Annotated in this window: 12 protein-coding genes; 10 read left to right on the top strand and 2 right to left on the bottom strand. The window is 55.0% G+C overall.

Annotated features, from left to right (window positions below):
- The first annotated feature begins 98 nt into the window (after positions 1-98).
- A complete protein-coding gene (locus tag H7846_RS00575; RefSeq protein WP_186694360.1) occupies positions 99-1241 on the top strand; it encodes a glycerophosphodiester phosphodiesterase family protein in 1143 nt (380 codons plus the stop codon).
- A gap of 43 nt (positions 1242-1284) precedes the next feature.
- Positions 1285-4740 carry a TonB-dependent receptor gene (locus H7846_RS00570; RefSeq protein ID WP_255460753.1) on the top strand — a complete coding sequence of 1152 codons (3456 nt, stop codon included), beginning with the start codon at positions 1285-1287 and terminating at the stop codon, positions 4738-4740.
- 63 nt (positions 4741-4803) lie between these two features.
- Here H7846_RS00570 and H7846_RS00565 read toward each other — a convergent pair whose 3' ends face one another.
- Entirely contained in the window at positions 4804-5847 is a 1044-nt protein-coding gene (locus tag H7846_RS00565) for an alpha/beta hydrolase (protein ID WP_186694358.1), read from the bottom strand.
- Positions 5848-5898: 51 nt separating this feature from the next.
- On the opposite strand from H7846_RS00565, the gene tgt reads away from it, so the two are divergent.
- From tgt to H7846_RS00545, 4 genes are all read left to right on the top strand, one after another.
- Positions 5899-7026, top strand: coding sequence for a tRNA guanosine(34) transglycosylase Tgt (gene tgt / locus H7846_RS00560; protein ID WP_186694356.1), 1128 nt, complete (start codon positions 5899-5901; stop codon positions 7024-7026).
- Between the two features lie 34 nt (positions 7027-7060).
- Positions 7061-9085, top strand: a complete 2025-nt coding sequence (locus H7846_RS00555; RefSeq protein WP_186694354.1) for a heparinase II/III domain-containing protein — start codon at positions 7061-7063, stop codon at positions 9083-9085.
- A gap of 22 nt (positions 9086-9107) precedes the next feature.
- Positions 9108-9617, top strand: a complete 510-nt coding sequence (locus H7846_RS00550; protein WP_186694352.1) for a hypothetical protein — start codon at positions 9108-9110, stop codon at positions 9615-9617.
- Between the two features lie 432 nt (positions 9618-10049).
- Positions 10050-11780, top strand: a complete 1731-nt coding sequence (locus H7846_RS00545) for an NAD(P)/FAD-dependent oxidoreductase (protein WP_186694350.1) — start codon at positions 10050-10052, stop codon at positions 11778-11780.
- On the opposite strand, the gene H7846_RS00540 is transcribed toward H7846_RS00545, so the two are convergent.
- Positions 11708-12850 carry a glycosyltransferase family 4 protein gene (locus H7846_RS00540; protein WP_186694348.1) on the bottom strand — a complete coding sequence of 381 codons (1143 nt, stop codon included), beginning with the start codon at positions 12848-12850 and terminating at the stop codon, positions 11708-11710. The two genes, H7846_RS00545 and H7846_RS00540, sit on opposite strands and share 73 nt — an antisense overlap.
- Positions 12851-13043: 193 nt before the next feature.
- On the opposite strand from H7846_RS00540, the gene H7846_RS00535 reads away from it, so the two are divergent.
- The 4 genes from H7846_RS00535 (at position 13044) to hisS (ending at position 18664) form a co-directional block, all read left to right on the top strand.
- Positions 13044-13547 (top strand): Hsp20/alpha crystallin family protein, encoded by a 504-nt coding sequence (locus H7846_RS00535; protein ID WP_186694346.1) that lies wholly within the window; start codon positions 13044-13046, stop codon positions 13545-13547.
- A gap of 153 nt (positions 13548-13700) precedes the next feature.
- Entirely contained in the window at positions 13701-16355 is a 2655-nt protein-coding gene (gene clpB, locus H7846_RS00530; RefSeq protein WP_186694344.1) for an ATP-dependent chaperone ClpB, read from the top strand.
- Between the two features lie 203 nt (positions 16356-16558).
- Positions 16559-16984: an OsmC family protein gene (locus H7846_RS00525; RefSeq protein WP_186694342.1), complete on the top strand. Its 426-nt coding sequence runs from the start codon at positions 16559-16561 to the stop codon at positions 16982-16984.
- 366 nt (positions 16985-17350) lie between these two features.
- On the top strand, positions 17351-18664 hold the full coding sequence (gene hisS / locus H7846_RS00520) for a histidine--tRNA ligase (RefSeq protein WP_186694340.1): 1314 nt from the start codon (positions 17351-17353) through the stop codon (positions 18662-18664).
- The last annotated feature ends 159 nt before the right edge of the window (positions 18665-18823 follow it).

The following is an 18823-nucleotide window of genomic DNA, read 5'->3' as shown; positions in this document are numbered from 1 at the left end:
AAGAGCCTCGGAAAAAGGGTGACGATTGAAGAGTGGACAGAGTAAAGTGCTGTCCGTTCATGATTTCGTAACCTGAGAGGCTGATTCTGTTTGTACCGATGAAACGAGCTTTGTTGAGTGCAGTGGTGGTTCCGGCGTTAGCGATGGCGGCGAATGGACAGGAGTTGAAGGCGGCAACCAATCCTTACCTGCAGGTGATGGAGAAGGCGTGGGTCCACGCGAAGGCGCATGGAGCGGTGCAACCAGTACTCTCACCTGTGGATGCCACCATCCTGAACGGGGAAGTTCCCCTGAAGGAGCTGCAGGCCCGCGGCTTTAAGGTGGTGCCGTGGACGACCAATGATCCAGAGAAGATGCGTACACAGATCCGCATGGGGGTCGATGGGCTGATCACGGACCGGCCGGACCTGTTGCAGCAGGTCGTGGGAGAAGAGCGTGATGCGGCGAAGACAGCCGAAGAACGAGTGCGGCTGGCGAAATTCGATGTGACAGCGCATCGTGGCGGCCGTGGCTTGCGACCGGAGAACACGTTGCCATCGTTTGAGAGCGGTTTGGATCAGTTGGTTACGACGCTGGAGACCGATACCGGCGTGACAACCGATGGAGTCTCGCTGATCTGGCACGACCAGTTTCTGAATCCGGAGAGCTGCCGCAGGGCGGATGGTACTCCCTACACGTTGGAGAACCGCGTCTTTCTTCGGGACATCTCCAGCACCGATGCGCAGAAGACATTTATCTGCGACAAGGTTCACTTCGACGCGGAGCAGAAGAACGATCTCTCGCTGTCGCCGGTGGCGGTAGCGTTCGCGAAGAAGGAAGGCCTGATCAGCCCTTACGTTCCAACATATGCGGCCCAGCTCTTCCGGTTTGTGAACTTCTACGTGGAGTACTACACCAAGGGGCCAGGTAAGGGCACCGCTCATGCCAAAGAGCGAGCGCAAAACGCTGCGCACGCACGATTCAACATTGAGACCAAGATCATGCCGGAAGGAATCGCGACGGACGAGGAGCACAAGAACCACACGGTGGGTCCTCAGGCGTTTGTCGATGCGCTGTGCGGAGCGATCGAGCAGAACAAGATGGTCTCGCGCGCCGAGGTGCAGAGCTTTGATTTTCGGACACTATGGCTGATCGCTGAGCAGCATCCGAAGATTCCGACGTACTATCTGACGGGTTCGATGAAGCTGTTGTCGAGCCCGCTGGTTCCAGAGCAGTTAAGGGCGACGGCAGACAACCGCTAAGAAACGATCTGCCGCGCCAGTTTTCTCTTTCAAGGAGCGCCTTATGCAATCTTCCATTCACAATCCCGTCATCGTGCGTATACATGGCGTCGTTAAGTTTGTTTGTATGCGCAGAAATCTCTTTTTCCTGACATTGGCACTAGTGTGCCTGACCCTGTTGCCTATTCCGGCGTTGGCCCAGTATGAAAATGGCAGCATTGTAGGCACGGTTCACGACAGCTCAGGTGCAGTTGTTCCCGATGCTGCAGTCAAGGTTACAAATATCGCGACCGGAGTGGTTAGCACCCGCCAGACCAACACCAGCGGCGATTATGAAGTTCCGGCTCTGCGCGTTGGTCAGTACAACATCGAGGTGACCAAGACAGGATTCGCGCCGGGACGTGCAACCGATATTTCGGTATCGGTCGGAGCCCGTCAGAGAATCGACCTTACTCTACAGATTGGTGAGACGAGTACAACGGTTGAAGTTTCAGGCGTCTCACTGCAGGTGGAGACCGATACCAGCCAGCGCGGGCAGGTAGTGACGCAATATCAGACGGCGGCCCTTCCTCTGGTAAGCCGCAACTACTCTGACCTGATTGGGCTGACGACCGGTGTCCGGCAGACGACTCAGTCCTATTCCAGCACCTCGAATACGGGACTTACCCGTGAGGGCTCGTTCAACGTCAACGGCCAGCGCTCGATCTTCAACAATTTCCTGCTCGATGGTATGGACAATAACGCCTATGGCGAATCGAACCAGGGATTCTCGAACCAGATCATCCAGCCTGCACCAGATTCAATCGCGCAGTTTCAGGTTGTGACCAATAACGAGACGGCAGAGTACGGGCGCGCTTCAGGCGCAGTGGTCAACGTGGCGTTTGCACAGGGAGGCAACCAGTTCCACGGACGTGTGTACGAGTTTCTTCGCAACACGGATCTAAACGCGACGGGCTTCTTCCGTCCACCGGGAGGAAAGAAGCCTTCCTACAATCGCAACCAGTTTGGTGGCAACTTCAACGGGCCGATCATTAAGGACCACCTCTTCTTCTTCCTTGATTACGAGGGTTTTCGTCAGGTACGCAAGCAGATTTCAACGGCGACACTGCCCACGCCGAACCAGCTGAAAGGGGTCTTCAGCAAGGATGTTTACGACCCCTATAACGGGACCAAATATGCTGCGGGTACGTCGATCCTGAATGCACCGGATATCTCACCTTCTGCCAGAACGATGGCAGGGTTGATTGGTCAGCTAAATCCGACGTCGGCGGCGAACAGCAACTTCACTACTTTTCAGCGCTCGAACAACTATACCGATAAGGGTGATCTTCGCCTGGATTACTCCATCAACTCTAAGAACTCCGTGTTTGTGCGGGCCTCACACCTGAAGACGAATGCGACAGACTTCCCGATCTTCGGTCTTCCGCTGGACGGCAGCTCGAATGGTAAGCAGCGGATTCTCGACCAGCAGATCGCCGGCGGATATACACGCGTGATTGGCTCGAACCAGCTGCTGGATGTACGTCTCGGCTTCTCGCGCACGCGAGCAGGGAAGTATTCGCTTTCGATCGGTACGAATCCGGGTTTCAGCTTTCCGGGATTGCCGACAGATCCACTCGTCGCCGGAGGCATTCCAGGCATCTCGATCACGGGCTTCTCTGCACTGGGGCGTCAAACGACGAACCCGCAGTTCCAGAATCCTTCACTGCTCAATCCCAAGGTCAATTACTCGTGGGTGGTTAAGAACCATTCTCTGAAGGCTGGTTATGAGTACCAGCAGATCTGGATGGATGTGCAGGACACGAACCCTCTTTATGGCGGCTTCACCTTTGCTGGCGGCTACAGCCGCAACTATGTGGGAGGCAAGACCTCGGAGACATTGACGAACGACAACAGCTTTGCCGACTTTCTTTGGGGAGCATCGAGCGCCTACTCGCTGTCGAGCTACTTTGTAGCGCAGCTTCGCAACCGTTCTAACTTCGCTTACTTGCAAGATGACTGGAAGGTCTCTCCCAAGCTGACGTTGAACATTGGTCTCCGTTATGAGTACACGACGCCGTACTGGGAAGAGAAGAACCGCCAGGCGAACTTCAATCCGTCGCTTGCAAATGCCTCGGACCCACGCACGGCGATGGTTCCGGTGTCATCCACTGGGAACAAATATGGCTATGAACCGGATCGCAACGATTTCGCTCCGCGCTTTGGTTTTGCTTATGCAGTGGATGACAAGACGGCGATCCGTGGCGGTTACGGCATCAGCTATTCGCACTACGATCGCGCAGGTTCAGGCAATATTCTTGCCATCAATCCTCCCAATGCGCTGTTCGTGACGGTGACGCAGAGCGCTCCCAATGCGGGTGGAAGCGCGAGCTATGTGCCGATGGATCAGGGCTTCCCGGCCTCGACGTTGAACTTCAATCCGATTACGGCCAATGTCGCTTATATCGATTCCAATCGATACCGCGACAGCTACGTGCATAACTACTACCTGGATGTGCAGCGTACGCTGATGAAGAACACGATGCTCGACATCGCGTATGTGGGCAATCACGGTCTGAAGTTGCTGCAATTCGCCAATTACAATCAGGCTGATCCGAGGGTGATTACGAACGGAAAATTTACCCGTCCTCTTTCAACCTATGGCGATATCACAATTGCGATGCACGAAGCGTACTCCAACTACAACGCTCTGCAGGTGCGATATGAGCAGCGCATGGTGGCAGGTCTGACGTTGCTGAACTCGTTCAGCTGGTCGCATGCACTGGATAATTCAGGGGCTTCGCTCGAGGCCAATACGCCGTCATTGCAGGACTATCGCAATCCGGCAGCCGATTACGGACAATCGGAGTACAACCAGCCGATTGTCAATACGACCTCGCTGGTCTACGAGCTTCCCTTTGGTCGTGGTCGCCACTATATGGATCGGGGCGGCGTTCTAAATCAAGTCTTTGGTCAGTGGCAGGTTTCGGCGGTCAACCAGGCGATGTCGGGTTTCCCCTACCAGATCAACTACAACCCTCCAACAGGCAATCAGGTGTCGGGCATCTCTGCCAGCTATCGTGGATCGAACCTTTATCGCCCGAATCGTGTTTCGGGAGTGAAACTGAATTCGCTGGATAAGTCGAAATCAAACGGGACCTCGCTGCAATATATCAACATCAATACGGCGAGTAATCCCAATGGTGGAGCAATAGCGATCCCTTCAAGCACGATCAACAATGTGCTAAATAGTCCTTTCGGAAATCTGTCACGGGATCCAGGCCGAAGCCCAATCTTTACGACGCTAAACCTCGCCTTCAATAAGCGCTTTGATACTCCGGTAGAGCGGATGAAGGTCGAATTTCGTGGAGAGCTTTACAACACCTTCAATCACACAAACTTTACCCAGCCTGGTGGAACCATCGCAAATACAACTGCGAAGGATTCCAACGGTAACAATGTAACCGTACAGAGTGGTGGAACGATTACCAGCACCTTTGATCCGCGCATCATCCAGTTCGGTGCGAAGGTATTGTTCTAAAGCTCCTAACTGCTACTGTCACAAGCTATGGGCCACCATTTTGGTGGCCTATAGCTTTAGGATTTAGTGCGTTTCGCGGTTGGAGATAGAAACGCGGAAAGGCGGCTTCGTAGCCTCTGCGGGATCTTGCGTATAGGTTTGGTCGGTGCGGCTGGGATCGTAGTCGCGCCAGAGCCAGATCATCTCTTCGGGGAATTCGGCTGCCCCTTCGCCTGGGCTGTGCGGGCCGGTTCCGAAGCTGAAGTGAGAATCGTAGGACTTCAGCTTGAGAGCGTTGGCCAGACGAATATTCGCGAGCGGCCAGCTTCCGTAGCGAGGGTTCTCCTGATCGTTAGCGCCATCCTGCAACCAGACGCGGATATTGCGATGCGGCTCACGCAACACCTTCTCGGGATAGTTCTGCCCACCGTCTGCTACGGCAGGGTCTTCATGCCACTGAATGGCGGTGAAGCTGCCAATCCAGGAGATGACGCGGCTGAATTCATCAGGCATCTGCCACGCTGCATTGAAGGATGCGATACCTCCCGAGGACATGCCGGTGATGGCATGGCTGTAGGCATCTTTGCGGAGGTTGTACTTTGCGGCGACTGCAGGCAACAACTCGTCACGCAGGAAGCGAGCATAGCGATCGGAAACGGTGTCGTACTCGGTGGAGCGCATCGAATCTTTTAGAGTGCGTGACCACTTTTTCGAGTAAGCGTCGACGAATTTGTAGGTCGGTGTGCCGAGAGCACCGGAGATATCGCCGGGATCCGTGAAGATGGCGATCATCACTGGAATCTTATGTTGTGCAATGAGATTGTCGATCACATTGAGGGCGGGGTGATTCCCTTTGCGGTTGATATATCCTCCACCATCGTTGAAGACCATCACGGCGGCAGGAGTTTTGGGATCGTACTGGGCGGGGGCATAGATCCAGTAGTTGCTGGTCATCCCATCGTAGATATGGCTAGAGATCGTCAGCTTTTCAGAGAGGGTACCGACGGGTACGTTGGGATTCTGGAGTGAGTTGCCGGTCAGGGGCGGCGGAGGCGGTGCGGGGCCAGAGAAGTTTTGTGCAGCTGCGGGGAGCGTGAGGCAGAGCGCAAGCAGAAGAGGCTTGTTCATGGGACATCCACTATAACCCGGCCATGCAAGGATGCTTCTACAATCAAAGAGATGGCTTTAAAGTTCGAGATCAGCAGGACTACAGAGAGCGGCGGACGGCGTGGCGCGCTTACGCTGCCGCATGGAGTGGTGCAGACGCCAGTGTTCATGCCAGTAGGCACGGCGGCTAGCGTGAAGACAGTAGAGCAAGGTGTGCTGGAGAAGATCGGCCCGGGAGAACGTGGTGCAGAGATCATCCTCGCGAACACCTACCATCTTTATCTGCGGCCAGGACATGAGTTAATCGCGCGACTCGGTGGAGTGCATCGCTTCATGAGCTGGCAGCGGCCGATGCTGACCGACTCTGGTGGCTTCCAGGTCTTCAGCCTCAGCAGCCTGCGCAAGGTCACTCCCGATGGAGTGGAGTTCCGCTCGCACCTCGATGGCTCGCGGCACTTCTTTTCTCCGGAACACTCGATGGATGTGCAGATCGCACTCGGAGCAGACATTGCGATGGTCTTCGACGAGTGCGTGGAGACACCGGCTAGCTGGGAGCGCACGAAGGAGTCCATGGGGCTGACGCATGCGTGGGCCGAACGTTCGAAGCAGCACTTCGAAGCGAACCAGCACAAGGTGCCGTGGCACGCAGAGTTGAATGGAGCGACGCAGAACCTCTTTGGCATCGTGCAGGGCGGCATGTATGTCGATCTACGCAAGGAATCGGCTGAGCGATTGGTCGAGATGGAGTTTCCCGGTTACGCGATTGGTGGTTTGGCCGTAGGCGAGCCGCGCGAAGTGACGCGCGAGATGATTGCGCGAACGCTGGAATGGTTGCCGAAGGACAAGCCTCGTTACGTGATGGGGGTTGGCTATCCCGACGAGATCGAAGAGTACGCCAAGATGGGCGTCGACATGATGGATTGCGTCCTGCCCACTCGAGCAGGGCGTCATGGCTTGTTGTTTACGCGCGCTGAAAATGGCAGTATCGTGCGCATGAACATCAAACGTAAAGAGTACGCCGAGGATCATGGGCCTATTGATGCATCATGCAGTTGTATGGTCTGCGCACGGTACTCACGGGCCTACCTTCGGCATCTGTTTACTGCTGGCGAACCGTTGGGGCTGACGCTCAATTCGATCCACAACCTCCATTTTTATCTTGCGACGATGGAGCGAGTCAGGACAGAATTGGCGGGATAGCGTTTTTTACCTGCAAGATGCGATAGTGGTTGGCATGAATCGACGCGATCTTCTGCGTGGCTCAGCCGCTCTATGGGGAGCTGGATACTTTTCACCGCTCTCGGGTTGGAGCGAAGTTGTGCAAGACGTAGATCAGCTTGCGGGTCCGCCGAAGCATCTGCTGATTTCAACCTTCACCGCCGAGCTTCTGCGCACCAAGCTGGTACTGCCGGGGCAATGGCATCCTTATCCGCGCGCGACAGAACGCGATGCCTGGATGCAGATGCCTGAAGATCTGCGTGCCGCGATGGTAAAGCGTGCAGAGATGTGGCACGGCAAGGACTGGCCTTCCCTGCTGGCGACAACTGCGCTCGATTACAAACGCAATGGAAATCGCTCTCGCTACGAAGATCAGCAGTTTGGGCGGCGGCATCGCTTGATCGATCTGGTGTTGGGAGAGTGCGCCGAAGGCAAGGGACGTTTTCTGGACGATATCACCAATGGTGCGTGGCTGATCTGCGAGGAGAGTTTCTGGGGAGCTCCAGCGCATCTCGGCGCGCAGCGTGCGGGCATTGGGTTGCCGGATGTAGCAGAGCCCATCGTCGATCTCTTCGCGGCAGAGACGGCCTCAACGATGGCCTTAGTGGAGTACCTACTCGCGGAGAGACTCAATAGCGTATCGCCGCGAATTGTTCCGCGCATTCGCCTGGAAGCGAAACGGCGTGTACTTGATCCTCTGCTGATGCGAGACGATTTTGGATGGATGGGTTTGAAGCCAAAGCGGGGACATCTGAATAACTGGAATCCCTGGATTAACTCCAATTGGTTGATGACGAATCTGCTGTTGGAGGAAGATGCCGAACGCCGTCAGCAAGCGATCGAGAGGAGCTGTCGCAGCCTGGATGAGTTCCTAAGTGACTATTCGCCAGATGGTGGCTGTGAAGAGGGGCCTGTTTACTGGCAGCGCTCGCCGGGCTCGTATTTCGATTGCTGCCGGACACTGGCTTCTGCGACCGGTGGGGCAGCAGATGTGATGACGCATCCGTTTGTACGGAAGATGGGGCAGTACATCGCCGACGTACACATCGCAGGCCACGCGTATGTGAACTATGGCGATGCGCATATGGAAGATGCTCCCACGCCAGAGCTGGTGTACCGGTACGGTATGGCCGCGAAGCTGCCTACACTGAGTGAATTTGGTGCATTCTATTCCGCAAAGGACAGCCTCGGAGCCGCAGGTAACTCCACTGTGTTGGAGCGCGCGTTGGGCGCAGGGCTACCTTCGCTGGCGCGCATACTACCGGATGTTTTGTGCGCCAGTGAGATTCGTACCTCGCAAAAGGTGGATGCTCTAGGCCGCGATTCCTGGTATCCGGCACTGCATCTGATGACGGCACGAGAGAAGGCTGGCACGACCGACGGGTTCTATCTCGCGGTGCAGGCCGCTAGCAATGGTCGCAGCCATGGACACAATGATTCAGGAAGCTTCATCCTCTTCCATGATGGTGAGCCAGTATTTATCGATGTAGGTGTAGAGGCATACACCGCGAAGACATTTAGCCCCGAACGGTACACCATCTGGACGATGCAGTCGGCATTCCACAACCTTCCAACGATTAATGGTGTGATGCAGCACGAAGGCAATCCTTATGCAGCCAGTGAGGTGAAGTACACAACCAGCGATGATGGCGCGGGCATGACGGCAAATCTCGCTATAGCGTATCCGCCAGAAGCTGGTGTGGAGCGCTGGATGCGCGAGATTCGGCTCGATCGCAAAGCTGGTATCGTGCGTCTGGCGGAAGACTTCGAGCTGACGAAGAGCGGCTCTGTCGCGTTGTCGTTTATGACATCGCGAATCCCCTCCGAGAGTGGCTCAGGAGCCTTTGTGCTTCATTCGGAGAAGGCAGGTGTTAAGGATGTCTCGCTTCGGTATGATGCGGCTGCGCTCGCCTTCAACATGGAAAAGATGGAGCTGCAGGATGCGGGAATGCGGAGATCATGGGGGCCAGCAGTTTATCGAGTGCAGTTACGCACGAAAGCCGATGTAACCCGAGCTAACTGGAAGTTCGAGATCGCCTGAGCGACTGGAGTGTTGAGAAGCGATGGCAACAAGAAAGAAATCACAGAAGAAGGCCGAACCCATCGACATCAGCGCCAGGCTGGCTGAGTCGCTGAGCGAACGCTCGAAGTCAGAAAAACACTCCGCGGCGGAAACTCCACAGGTGGGCGATCGCGTCACTGTTGACGGCAGTACTACAGTTTGGACCGTCAGTTCGGTGAGCTACAGCGGACGCGAGGTGAATCTCAGCATTCCCGGAACGAATCTTGAGCGATTCCGCGTCCCTATTGACGATCTCAACTTTGAGGGTCGAGTTCCGCGTAAACCCAAGGAACCTCCAAAGCCGAAGATGGATGTTGAAGCGATCCGTGAACGTATCGAAGAAACAGGGCATTCCATCCTGGACCATCTGCAAGGAGAGCTTGCTGCACTGAAGAAGTTCATTCGCAGCAAGGGGCTTTCGGCTGTCGAGGCCTTGGATGAGTTTGCGGAAAGCACGGAAGCAGGTTGGAAAGAGGCTATCGAAGCAATCGAGGACAAGCTGGAAGAATAGATTTGTAGGGCCTTTCAAGCCGATCTTTCAGTAGAAGTCGGCGCAGCTTAGAAAGTATCCGCAGGTGCGACAGACCAGCTTGCACCGGCTATCCTCAAGCCGGGAGGAACACGTGGGGCAATAGACCTGATGGTGTTCCCAATCCAGGGAACATTCCAGTTTTTCCCCTTTATCCTGGTTTTGCGCTAAGGTCTCTTCCCTCTGCATGTTCCTGATGTTAGCAATCTCTTGCAAAGAAAAGGGAGGAAATCTTCCACTCTCCTACCACCCAATTCTCATTGAGAGAGTCTCACCATGAATTGTGTCTTCGCCGCCTTGCAGCGGGGTAGACTGTGGCATTGAGAGATTGGATAAGAATTGCCTCTCGAACCCAGATTTTTGAGAACGTCAGAGATGCACAGTTGCACTCCTTACATCTCTAAAAGGAATTTCATGCAACAAGCAGTTATCATCGGAGCCGGGCCAGCCGGGTTGACGGCTGCACTCGAGCTTCTCCGCCGTACCGGGATCAAACCTATTGTTCTTGAGGCGAGCCACGAGATCGGCGGTATCTCGCGCACGATTCGCTACAAAGGAAACCGGATGGACATCGGCGGCCATCGGTTTTTCTCGAAGAGCGATCGAGTGATGCAGTGGTGGATCGACTTGATGCCCCCGCAAGCGGACCCCGATGCGATCATCAGCTATCAGGGCAAACAACGCGTCGTCGAGATCCCCGCAGATTCTCCACAGCATCCACCGTTGCGTGGCATGGGGCCGCTTGAAGTCGATACCGAAACCGAAGAGGTGGACGGGTTCGGTATCGAAGATCTTAAAGCTCATGGCCACACTGAAACTGTGGTTACGCATGATCCGGAGAGTCCAGACCTGGTCATGTTGATCCGGCCACGCAAGAGCCGCATTTACTATCTGCGCAAGTTCTTCGACTATCCCATCACATTAACTGCGACGACATTGAAGAACCTGGGTGCATGGCGAACTCTCCGCGTTGGGTTGAGCTATCTGAAATCTCAGATCACGCAGGTCAGGCCCGAGAAGAGCCTTGAAGATTTTCTGATCAATCGCTTTGGCCGGGAACTCTATCTGACCTTCTTCAAAAGCTATACCGAGAAGGTCTGGGGAACTCCTTGCAATCAGATTTCTTCGGAATGGGGCGCGCAGAGAATCAAAGGGCTCAGCCTTACGACTGCTGTGAAGCACTTCGTCAAAAAATCCTTTCAACGGCAGTCTGGCGATCTGCAACAGAAGAAGACAGACACCAGCTTAATCGAGAGATTCATGTATCCGAAGTTCGGACCCGGACAGCTTTGGGAACATGTCGCCGATCTCGTTTGCGAGGGAGGCGGAGAGATCCTGATGGGATGGAAGGTTGACCGCATCCACTGCGAGGGAAGCAAGGTCATTTTGATCGAAGCTGTGAACGAGGTTGGCGAGAGAAGAAGCTTCGCCGGGGATTACTTCTTCTCCACGATGCCGATGAAAGAGTTGATTCGCGCTATGGATGTTCCTGTTCCCGCCAATGTGCGTGAGGTCAGTGACGGGTTGCAGTATCGCGATTTCATTACCGTGGGCCTGCTGGCCGACCGATTGAAGGTTAAGGAACCCGATGGCGGCTTGTTGAAAGATACATGGATCTATGTGCAGGAACCGGACGTGCTCCTGGGACGGTTACAGATCTTCAACAACTGGAGTCCTTATCTCGTAGCTGACCCAAACAAGGTGTGGATTGGCCTGGAGTACTTCTGTTACGACACCGATCCACTATGGAAGATGCCGGATGAGGAGCTGAAGCGCTTTGCCATTGACGAGGTCGCGAAGATTGGGATTCTGCGAGCCGAAGATGTGAGCGACGGCCATGTTGTAAGAGTGCCCAAGACCTATCCTGCGTACTTCGGTACATACGACCGCTTTGACGAACTGCGTCAGTTTACGGACTCCTTCGAGAATCTGTTCCTGGTCGGCAGAAACGGCATGCATAAGTACAACAACCAGGACCACAGCATGTTGACTGCAATGGCTGTAGTGGATGGATTAGTTGCTGGCAAAGTCGATAAATCGGCGCTGTGGGAGATCAACACCGAGCAGGAGTATCACGAGGAGAAGCATCCTGCTGGCGATCGAACGATGGCAGCCATGCGATCGACCACGGAAGGCCAGGTGTAGCGGGACAACACGGTCTCGCGTCCTCGCTGTCCCATCTCGGCCAGGCTGTCTGGGTTGGAGAGCAGTTGAATGAGCTTTGTAGCCAAGTCCTCGACCGAGCCCTTCTCGACCAGCGCTCCATTCACCCCAGGTATTACAAACTCGCGTAGGGCCCAGGCATCGGTGACCACAGCCGGAAGCCGATAGAGCATCGCCTCCAGGGGAGCGATTCCAAAGGGTTCATAAAGCGAGGGCAGAACAAAGAGCGTTGCCTCGCGGAATAGCGAATCGAGCTTGCGACGCTGTTCCGGATCAGATTTTGAGAGATGCCCATGCAGGACCGCGCCAGCAGGAAGGTCGTTGAGCTGCATCGGGCCGACGATGTGCAGTTCCGCCGAAGGAATGGACTGCCGGACGATGCGGAAGGCCTTAAGGAGTTGGGGGCCACCCTTTCTCGTGAATTCGGTCCCGATAAATAGAATACGAGCTGCGTGATAGTCCTTTTCTAGGGTCAGCTCTGGCAGCTCTTCAAGATTAATTCCGCCGCCCACGTTGAACACCCGGTCAGAAGGAACACCATAGTTTTTGATAAAGGATTGACGAAGATATTCGCTGAAGGTGAAGACTGCGGTCATTTGCTTTGCCGCCTGCTCTTCGTAGCGCAACGCCTGATCAATTCTCGTGCGTGAGACTCCTTCCATTCCAAAGCCGCTGGCTAATAGTTCCGCCAGATTTCCATCGTGGTAGGAGACCGTTTTATGGGCAGGAAAAACCTCAGGAAGGGAAAACATATGTCCGATCTGCATCAGGATCGGGCTGGTGTCTGAGACACGGGAGGCAGCCTGAGTCAGCGCTTTCCGATATGCGGGATCGAAATAGAAGTGCTTTCGCCACACGGCACGGTTCCGCGAGAAGTTCTTGGCCAACAGTAAGTTGTTGGAAAGGCTAGGAACGCGAATTCCAACTGCCTTGTTAAGCAGGTCTGCTGACTCCATGGCGCGGAGAAGAAACGGGGAGGAACCGGACCATGTTCGGGGAGAGTAGGGTTCAGAGCCCGTTGAACCACCGACAAAGACGGTGACTTCGTGCATAGCCATTCAAGGCTAGCACAGCAAAGTTGAATGCCGTTCCTAGGGCATTTAGTCATATATTATAACACACTCATAAAATATGAGTGTGTTATAATAATATTTTGCAACCTCCTTACCTCTTGAAACGTCTTATGTATGTAGCCCAAGCGAGTGGTTTAGTCCAAGTAACTGATTTCATTGAAGGAGTTCAATTATGGCGATTATTCGTTTCACCCCTTTCCGCAGTCCGTTCAGCGATCTCTCGCTGTTGCAGAATCGCCTGGACTCGATGTTTCAAGACTTTGAGTGGTCTGCCGAACAGAATGAGGCACTTACAACCGGTAATTTCGTTCCTCCGGTTGATGTCTATGAGGACTCCCAGAAGGTCATTCTGAAGCTCGAGGTTCCCGGAATCAAGCAGGACGATCTCGATGTACGGCTTGAGGACCAGATCCTGACCGTAAAGGGCGATCGGAAGTTCGAGAAAGAGGAGAAAGAGGAAAACTTCCATCGCATTGAGCGCCGTTATGGGAGCTTTGTTCGCAGCTTTACGGTTCCGCAAACAGTCGATACGGAGTCTGTTGCGGCGGATTACAACACCGGAGTTCTGACGATCACGTTAAACAAGAAGGCAGAGGCCAAGCCGAAGCAGGTCAAGATCAAGGTTGGATCGTCTTCTGCGAGTGAACAGGCGGCCAAGCAGGTTGAGGCGGCGTAAGGATGGTGGATCTCTGCTGTATGCAGGATAGATATGGCGGGAGACAAATCAGTCTCCCGTCTTTTCGTATGAGGCATAGAGCGCAGAAGTTTATGGGTGAGGAATAGGATTTGGAGACAGAGTTCTCCACATGGATTTTGAGGAGAGTTTTGAATGGCGATTAAGTGGGAAAAGCTGACGGTTAAATCTCAGGAAGCTGTGCAGGGCGCGGTATCGCATGCTGCGGAGAACGGCAATCCTGAGGTGCTGCCGCTGCACCTGATGGCGGCACTGCTTGAGGACCGCGAAGGCGTGGTGATTCCGGTGCTCGACAAGCTGGGTGTGCCAGTAGAGCAACTTCTAAGCGGGATCAACTCTGCAATCGGCAAGCTGCCGAAGGTGCAGGGAGGGGCGCAGCCAGGATTGGCGCAGGCGACCCAGAAGGTGCTGGAGCAGGCCTTTAAAGAAGCGGACAACTTCAAGGACGATTATGTCTCGACGGAACATCTTCTGTTGGCGTTGGCCAAGCAGAAGGGCGATGCTGTAGCGAGCGCATTGGCTTCGTTTGGTGCAACGTATGACGCCATTCTGAAGGCATTGGCCGATGTTCGAGGATCTCAGCGCGTGACTGACCAGAATCCTGAGGGTAAGTTCCAGGCGCTCGAGAAGTATGCCAAGGACCTGACGGATCTTGCACGCAAGGGCAAACTGGACCCGGTGATCGGGCGTGATGAAGAGATTCGTCGAGTGATCCAGGTGCTCTCGCGCCGTACAAAGAACAATCCGGTGCTGATCGGCGAGCCCGGCGTCGGTAAGACGGCCATTGTTGAAGGGCTGGCGCGTCGAATCGTGCAGGGCGACGTACCGGAGATTCTGAAGAACAAGCGAGTGGTGGCGCTGGACCTGGCCTCGATGGTAGCGGGTGCGAAGTTCCGCGGCGAGTTTGAGGAGCGCCTGAAGGCGTTGCTGAAGGACATCGAAGCCTCAAACGGAGAGATCATCCTCTTCATCGATGAGCTACACACGCTTGTTGGAGCAGGAGCCGCCGAAGGCGCAATGGACGCGAGCAATATGCTCAAGCCTGCGCTGGCTCGTGGTGAGCTGCGTGCCATTGGCGCGACGACGCTGAACGAGTATCGCAAGTACATCGAGAAGGATGCGGCGCTGGAACGGCGCTTCCAGCAGGTATATGTTGGCGAGCCGAACGTGGAGGATACCATTGCGATCCTTCGCGGCCTGAAGGAGAAGTATGAGGCGCACCACAAGGTGCGCATCAAGGACTCGGCCATCGTGGCTGCGGCGACGTTGTCGCATCGTTACATATCGGATCGCTTTTTGCCAGACAAGGCCATCGACCTTGTTGACGAGGCAGCGTCTGCGCTGGCGATTCAGATTGGTTCAGTGCCGGTGGAGATCGATGATTTGGAGCGTCGTGCAACTTCGCTCGAGATCGAGCGTGCCGCGTTGCAGCGTGAGAAGGATCCGAATTCGCAGGAGCGTCTGGAAGAAGTTGAAAAGGAGCTGGCCGAGATCAAGGAACAGTCGGCTGCTCTGCGTGCTCGCTGGCAAAAAGAGCGTGGTGCAATTGGTCGTATTGCTGAGCTGAAGGAAGAGCTTGAAGGGCTGCGCTTCCAGATGCAGGAGGAGACGCGCAAGGGCAACCTGCAGCGTGCTGCCGAGTTGCAGTATGGCGAGATTCCGAAGAAGGAAGCCGAGCTGACCGCGCTGACCGCGCTGCAGGAAGAGGCTGTTCGTGAGGACAAGGCCGATGCGAAGAAGGGTGTTGGCAAAAAGCCTTCACGCATGTTGAAGGAGGAGGTCGACGAGGAGGATATTGCGGCGATCGTCTCCAAGTGGACGGGGATTCCTGTCTCGAAGATGCTCGAGGGCGAGACGCAGAAGCTGGTGCAGATGGAGGATCGTCTGCGCGAGCGCGTGATTGGCCAGGACCTTGCCTTGACTGTGGTGGCGAATGCGATTCGTCGTTCGCGTGCAGGATTGTCCGATCCGAAGCGTCCGATTGGCTCGTTTATCTTTCTTGGGCCGACGGGTGTTGGTAAGACCGAGACTGCTCGTGCGTTGGCGGAATTCCTGTTCGATGATGAACAGGCGATGATCCGGATCGACATGAGCGAGTACATGGAGAAGCATGCCGTGTCACGGTTGATCGGGGCGCCTCCGGGATACGTGGGCTATGACGAAGGCGGTCAGTTAACTGAGGCCGTGCGTCGTCGTCCGTACTCGGTGATCCTGTTCGACGAGATCGAGAAGGCTCATCCAGATGTCTTCAATCTGCTGTTGCAGGTGTTGGATGACGGACGGTTGACGGACTCGAAGGGCCGCACGGTGGACTTCAAGAACACGGTGCTGATTATGACCTCGAACACCGGTGCCGACAAGCTGACCAGCGCCTGGGCGCAGGGTGAAGAGGGTTTCGAGGAGGCGAAGGAGCGTGTGATTGACGCTCTGAAGCAGACCTTCCGGCCCGAGTTCCTGAACCGCGTGGACGATATCGTGGTCTTCCATCCTCTGGACGACAAGGAATTGACGCATATTGTCGATCTGCGACTGAAGGACCTGGAGAAGTTGCTGGCTGATCGTCGCATCTCGCTGGAGCTGACCGATGCGGCACGAAAGGCGATCTTCAAGGCCGGTTACGACCGAGCTTATGGAGCACGTCCGCTGAAGAGAGCGATCCAGCGGCTGGTGCAGGATCCGCTGGCGGTGAAGATCCTCGACGGTACGGTGCTGCATGGTGATCATGTGGTGGTCGATGCCGGAAAGGACGGCAGCCTGAAGTTTAAGGTTGCCGACCGTGTGGAGGCATAGGCTCACGAATCGATACAGAGATGTGATTCCAGATCGAGAAGGCTGCTCTCTATGAGGCAGCCTTCCTTTTTATTGCCAGAACCAGGTTGGTGATATCGTCCTTATGCTTTTCCAGAATTTTCAACATTGCTGTTCAGCGGAAAATGCATCGAATCATGTACTGTCGAGAACACGGTGTTTTTGAAACCAAAGGAGAGACTTCCATGGATCGCTTCGCAAGCGCTATCTGGCATGGCACCCTGAAAGAGGGGAAAGGCACGATTACCACCCAGAGCGGCACGCTCAAGGAGACGCAGTACAGCTTTGCGGCACGCTTTGCCGAGGGCGTAGGCACCAACCCGGAAGAACTGATCGCGGCAGCCCATGCGGGATGTTTCACGATGGCTCTGAGCGCACAGCTGACCGAAGCGGGATTCAAGCCTGAGTCGATCGAGACCAAGGCTGTGGTGACGCTCGATCTGCACGGCGAAGGTCCTACGATCACCAAGATTCATCTGACCAATACCTCGAAGATCCCGAATATCGATAAGGCGAAGTTCGATGAGTTGGCTCATAAGGCTGAGCTCGGTTGCCCGGTTTCGAAGGTGCTTAAGGCTGCCCAGATCACGCTGGACGCCACCCTGGTCTAGAGATCGAGGGGAGGACCCCCTCCCCCTTGTTCTAAGCTAAAGTATCTGATTTGAAATACTTATAAGGGTATATCTGTGTAAAGTATTCCAGATAAAAGACTTACAGGTAAAGTATTGAAACAAAAGGTTTATTGGCCTCAAAAAAGAGCCTCAAAGATCTCGAGGGTCTTTTCCTGATTCGCGCTACTTAACAGTGTATCGAATAGGAACCAGGTAATCTGCAATCTGCAACTTACTCTATCTGTTTGGTTTAGGTGCATATTGGGCTTGACACTGCCCGAAGCTGAGGCGCGTTGCGAAAGCAACCCAGATTTTCGAGTGTGAGCGTTCAGTCGATCGAAACCCGTTCGCTACACTGGAGGAGTAATGGCAACGATTAAAGCAGTGCGGGGGACGCGGGACCTTCTGCCTCCCGAAACAGAGTTATGGAATCGAGTTGAGTCGACGGCGCGGAGCGTTTTTACCCGGTATGGGTTCGGCGAGATTCGTACGCCGGTGTTTGAGGCCACGGAGTTGTTTGCGCGTGGCGTTGGCGAGGAGACCGATATTGTCTCCAAGGAGATGTACACATGGGATGATCGCGGACGCGCAGAGAGCGATAAGGGGCAATCGCTGACGCTGCGGCCTGAGAATACGGCTGGAGTAGTGCGTTCCTACATTGAGCATCACCTCGATGAAAGCGGTCTGTTGCAGAAGCTCTTCTATATTGGCCCGCAGTTTCGGCGGGAGCGTCCGCAGCGCGGACGATATCGGCAGTTCTGGCAGATTGGTGCGGAGGTATTGGGGCCGCCGTTTTCGGGGTCGGACTCGGCTTTGCGCGATGCTGAAGTGCTGGAGATGCTGGCGACCCTGCTGGATGAGTTGGGCGTAAAAGGCTGGCGGCTGGCGCTGAACTCTGTGGGTTCGGCGGAGGACAGAAAGCGATACGGCCAAGCCCTGCGCGAGGCGCTGGCCCCGGTTAAGCATCAGCTATGCGAGGACAATCAACGGAGAGCGGAGACGAATCCTTTGCGGGTGCTCGATTCCAAAGACCCCAATGATCAGGAGATCATCGACCGCCTGCCGAAGATTGCCGATTTTCTTGATGAAGATTCGCGTGCTCACTTTGAGCAGGTGAAGGCCGCGCTCGATGCCTGTGGGGTTCCTTACACCCTCGAACCGCGTTTGGTGCGTGGGCTGGATTACTACACACGCACGACCTTCGAGTTCACCGTGCCGGATGGCAGCGGCCTGGGGACACAGAACGCACTGCTGGGCGGTGGACGGTACGACGGGTTGAGCGAGATGCTGGGTGGTCCAAAGGCCCCAGGAATTGGCTTTGCAATTGGCGAAGACCGGTTGATTCTGACGCTTCAAGCACAGGCTGGGGAGCAAGCCGTCAGAAAGATGGATGCCTTTATTTCTCCTATGGGAGCAGCACAGAATCCCGGCGCTTTGAAACTGGCCCAGGAGCTACGCCGCGCAGGACTGAGAGTTGAAATTGGCGACGGAATCTGGAGGCTGCGAAAAGCGTTTGATACCGCCGACAAGTTGGCCCCGATCATGGTGATCTATGGAGAGGATGAGGCAAAGAGCGACATCCTGACGGTCAAGAATCTTGTTCTAGGTGAGCAGGAGAAGGTTCCGCGTGCGGAGCTGGTGGCGAAGCTGAAGTCGCAAGCTGTATCGGCCAATCCGTGATTGGGCTCTGATCCTTGTCAGGAGAAGGTTGTGGTCGCATAGGCAAGAAAGCAGATCCTTCGACTTCGCAATTCGCAAAAAGCGCGAGTTGCTCCGCTCAGGATGACACTCTTCTATTAGTATTCCTGGATATCGATACGGCAGCCGAACGGGGATTCT

The organism is Edaphobacter sp. 4G125 (assembly GCF_014274685.1).
Taxonomy (GTDB): domain Bacteria; phylum Acidobacteriota; class Terriglobia; order Terriglobales; family Acidobacteriaceae; genus Edaphobacter.
The sequence above is the reverse complement of the archived record's forward strand: the minus strand, read 5'-3'. Positions and strand labels throughout refer to the sequence as shown.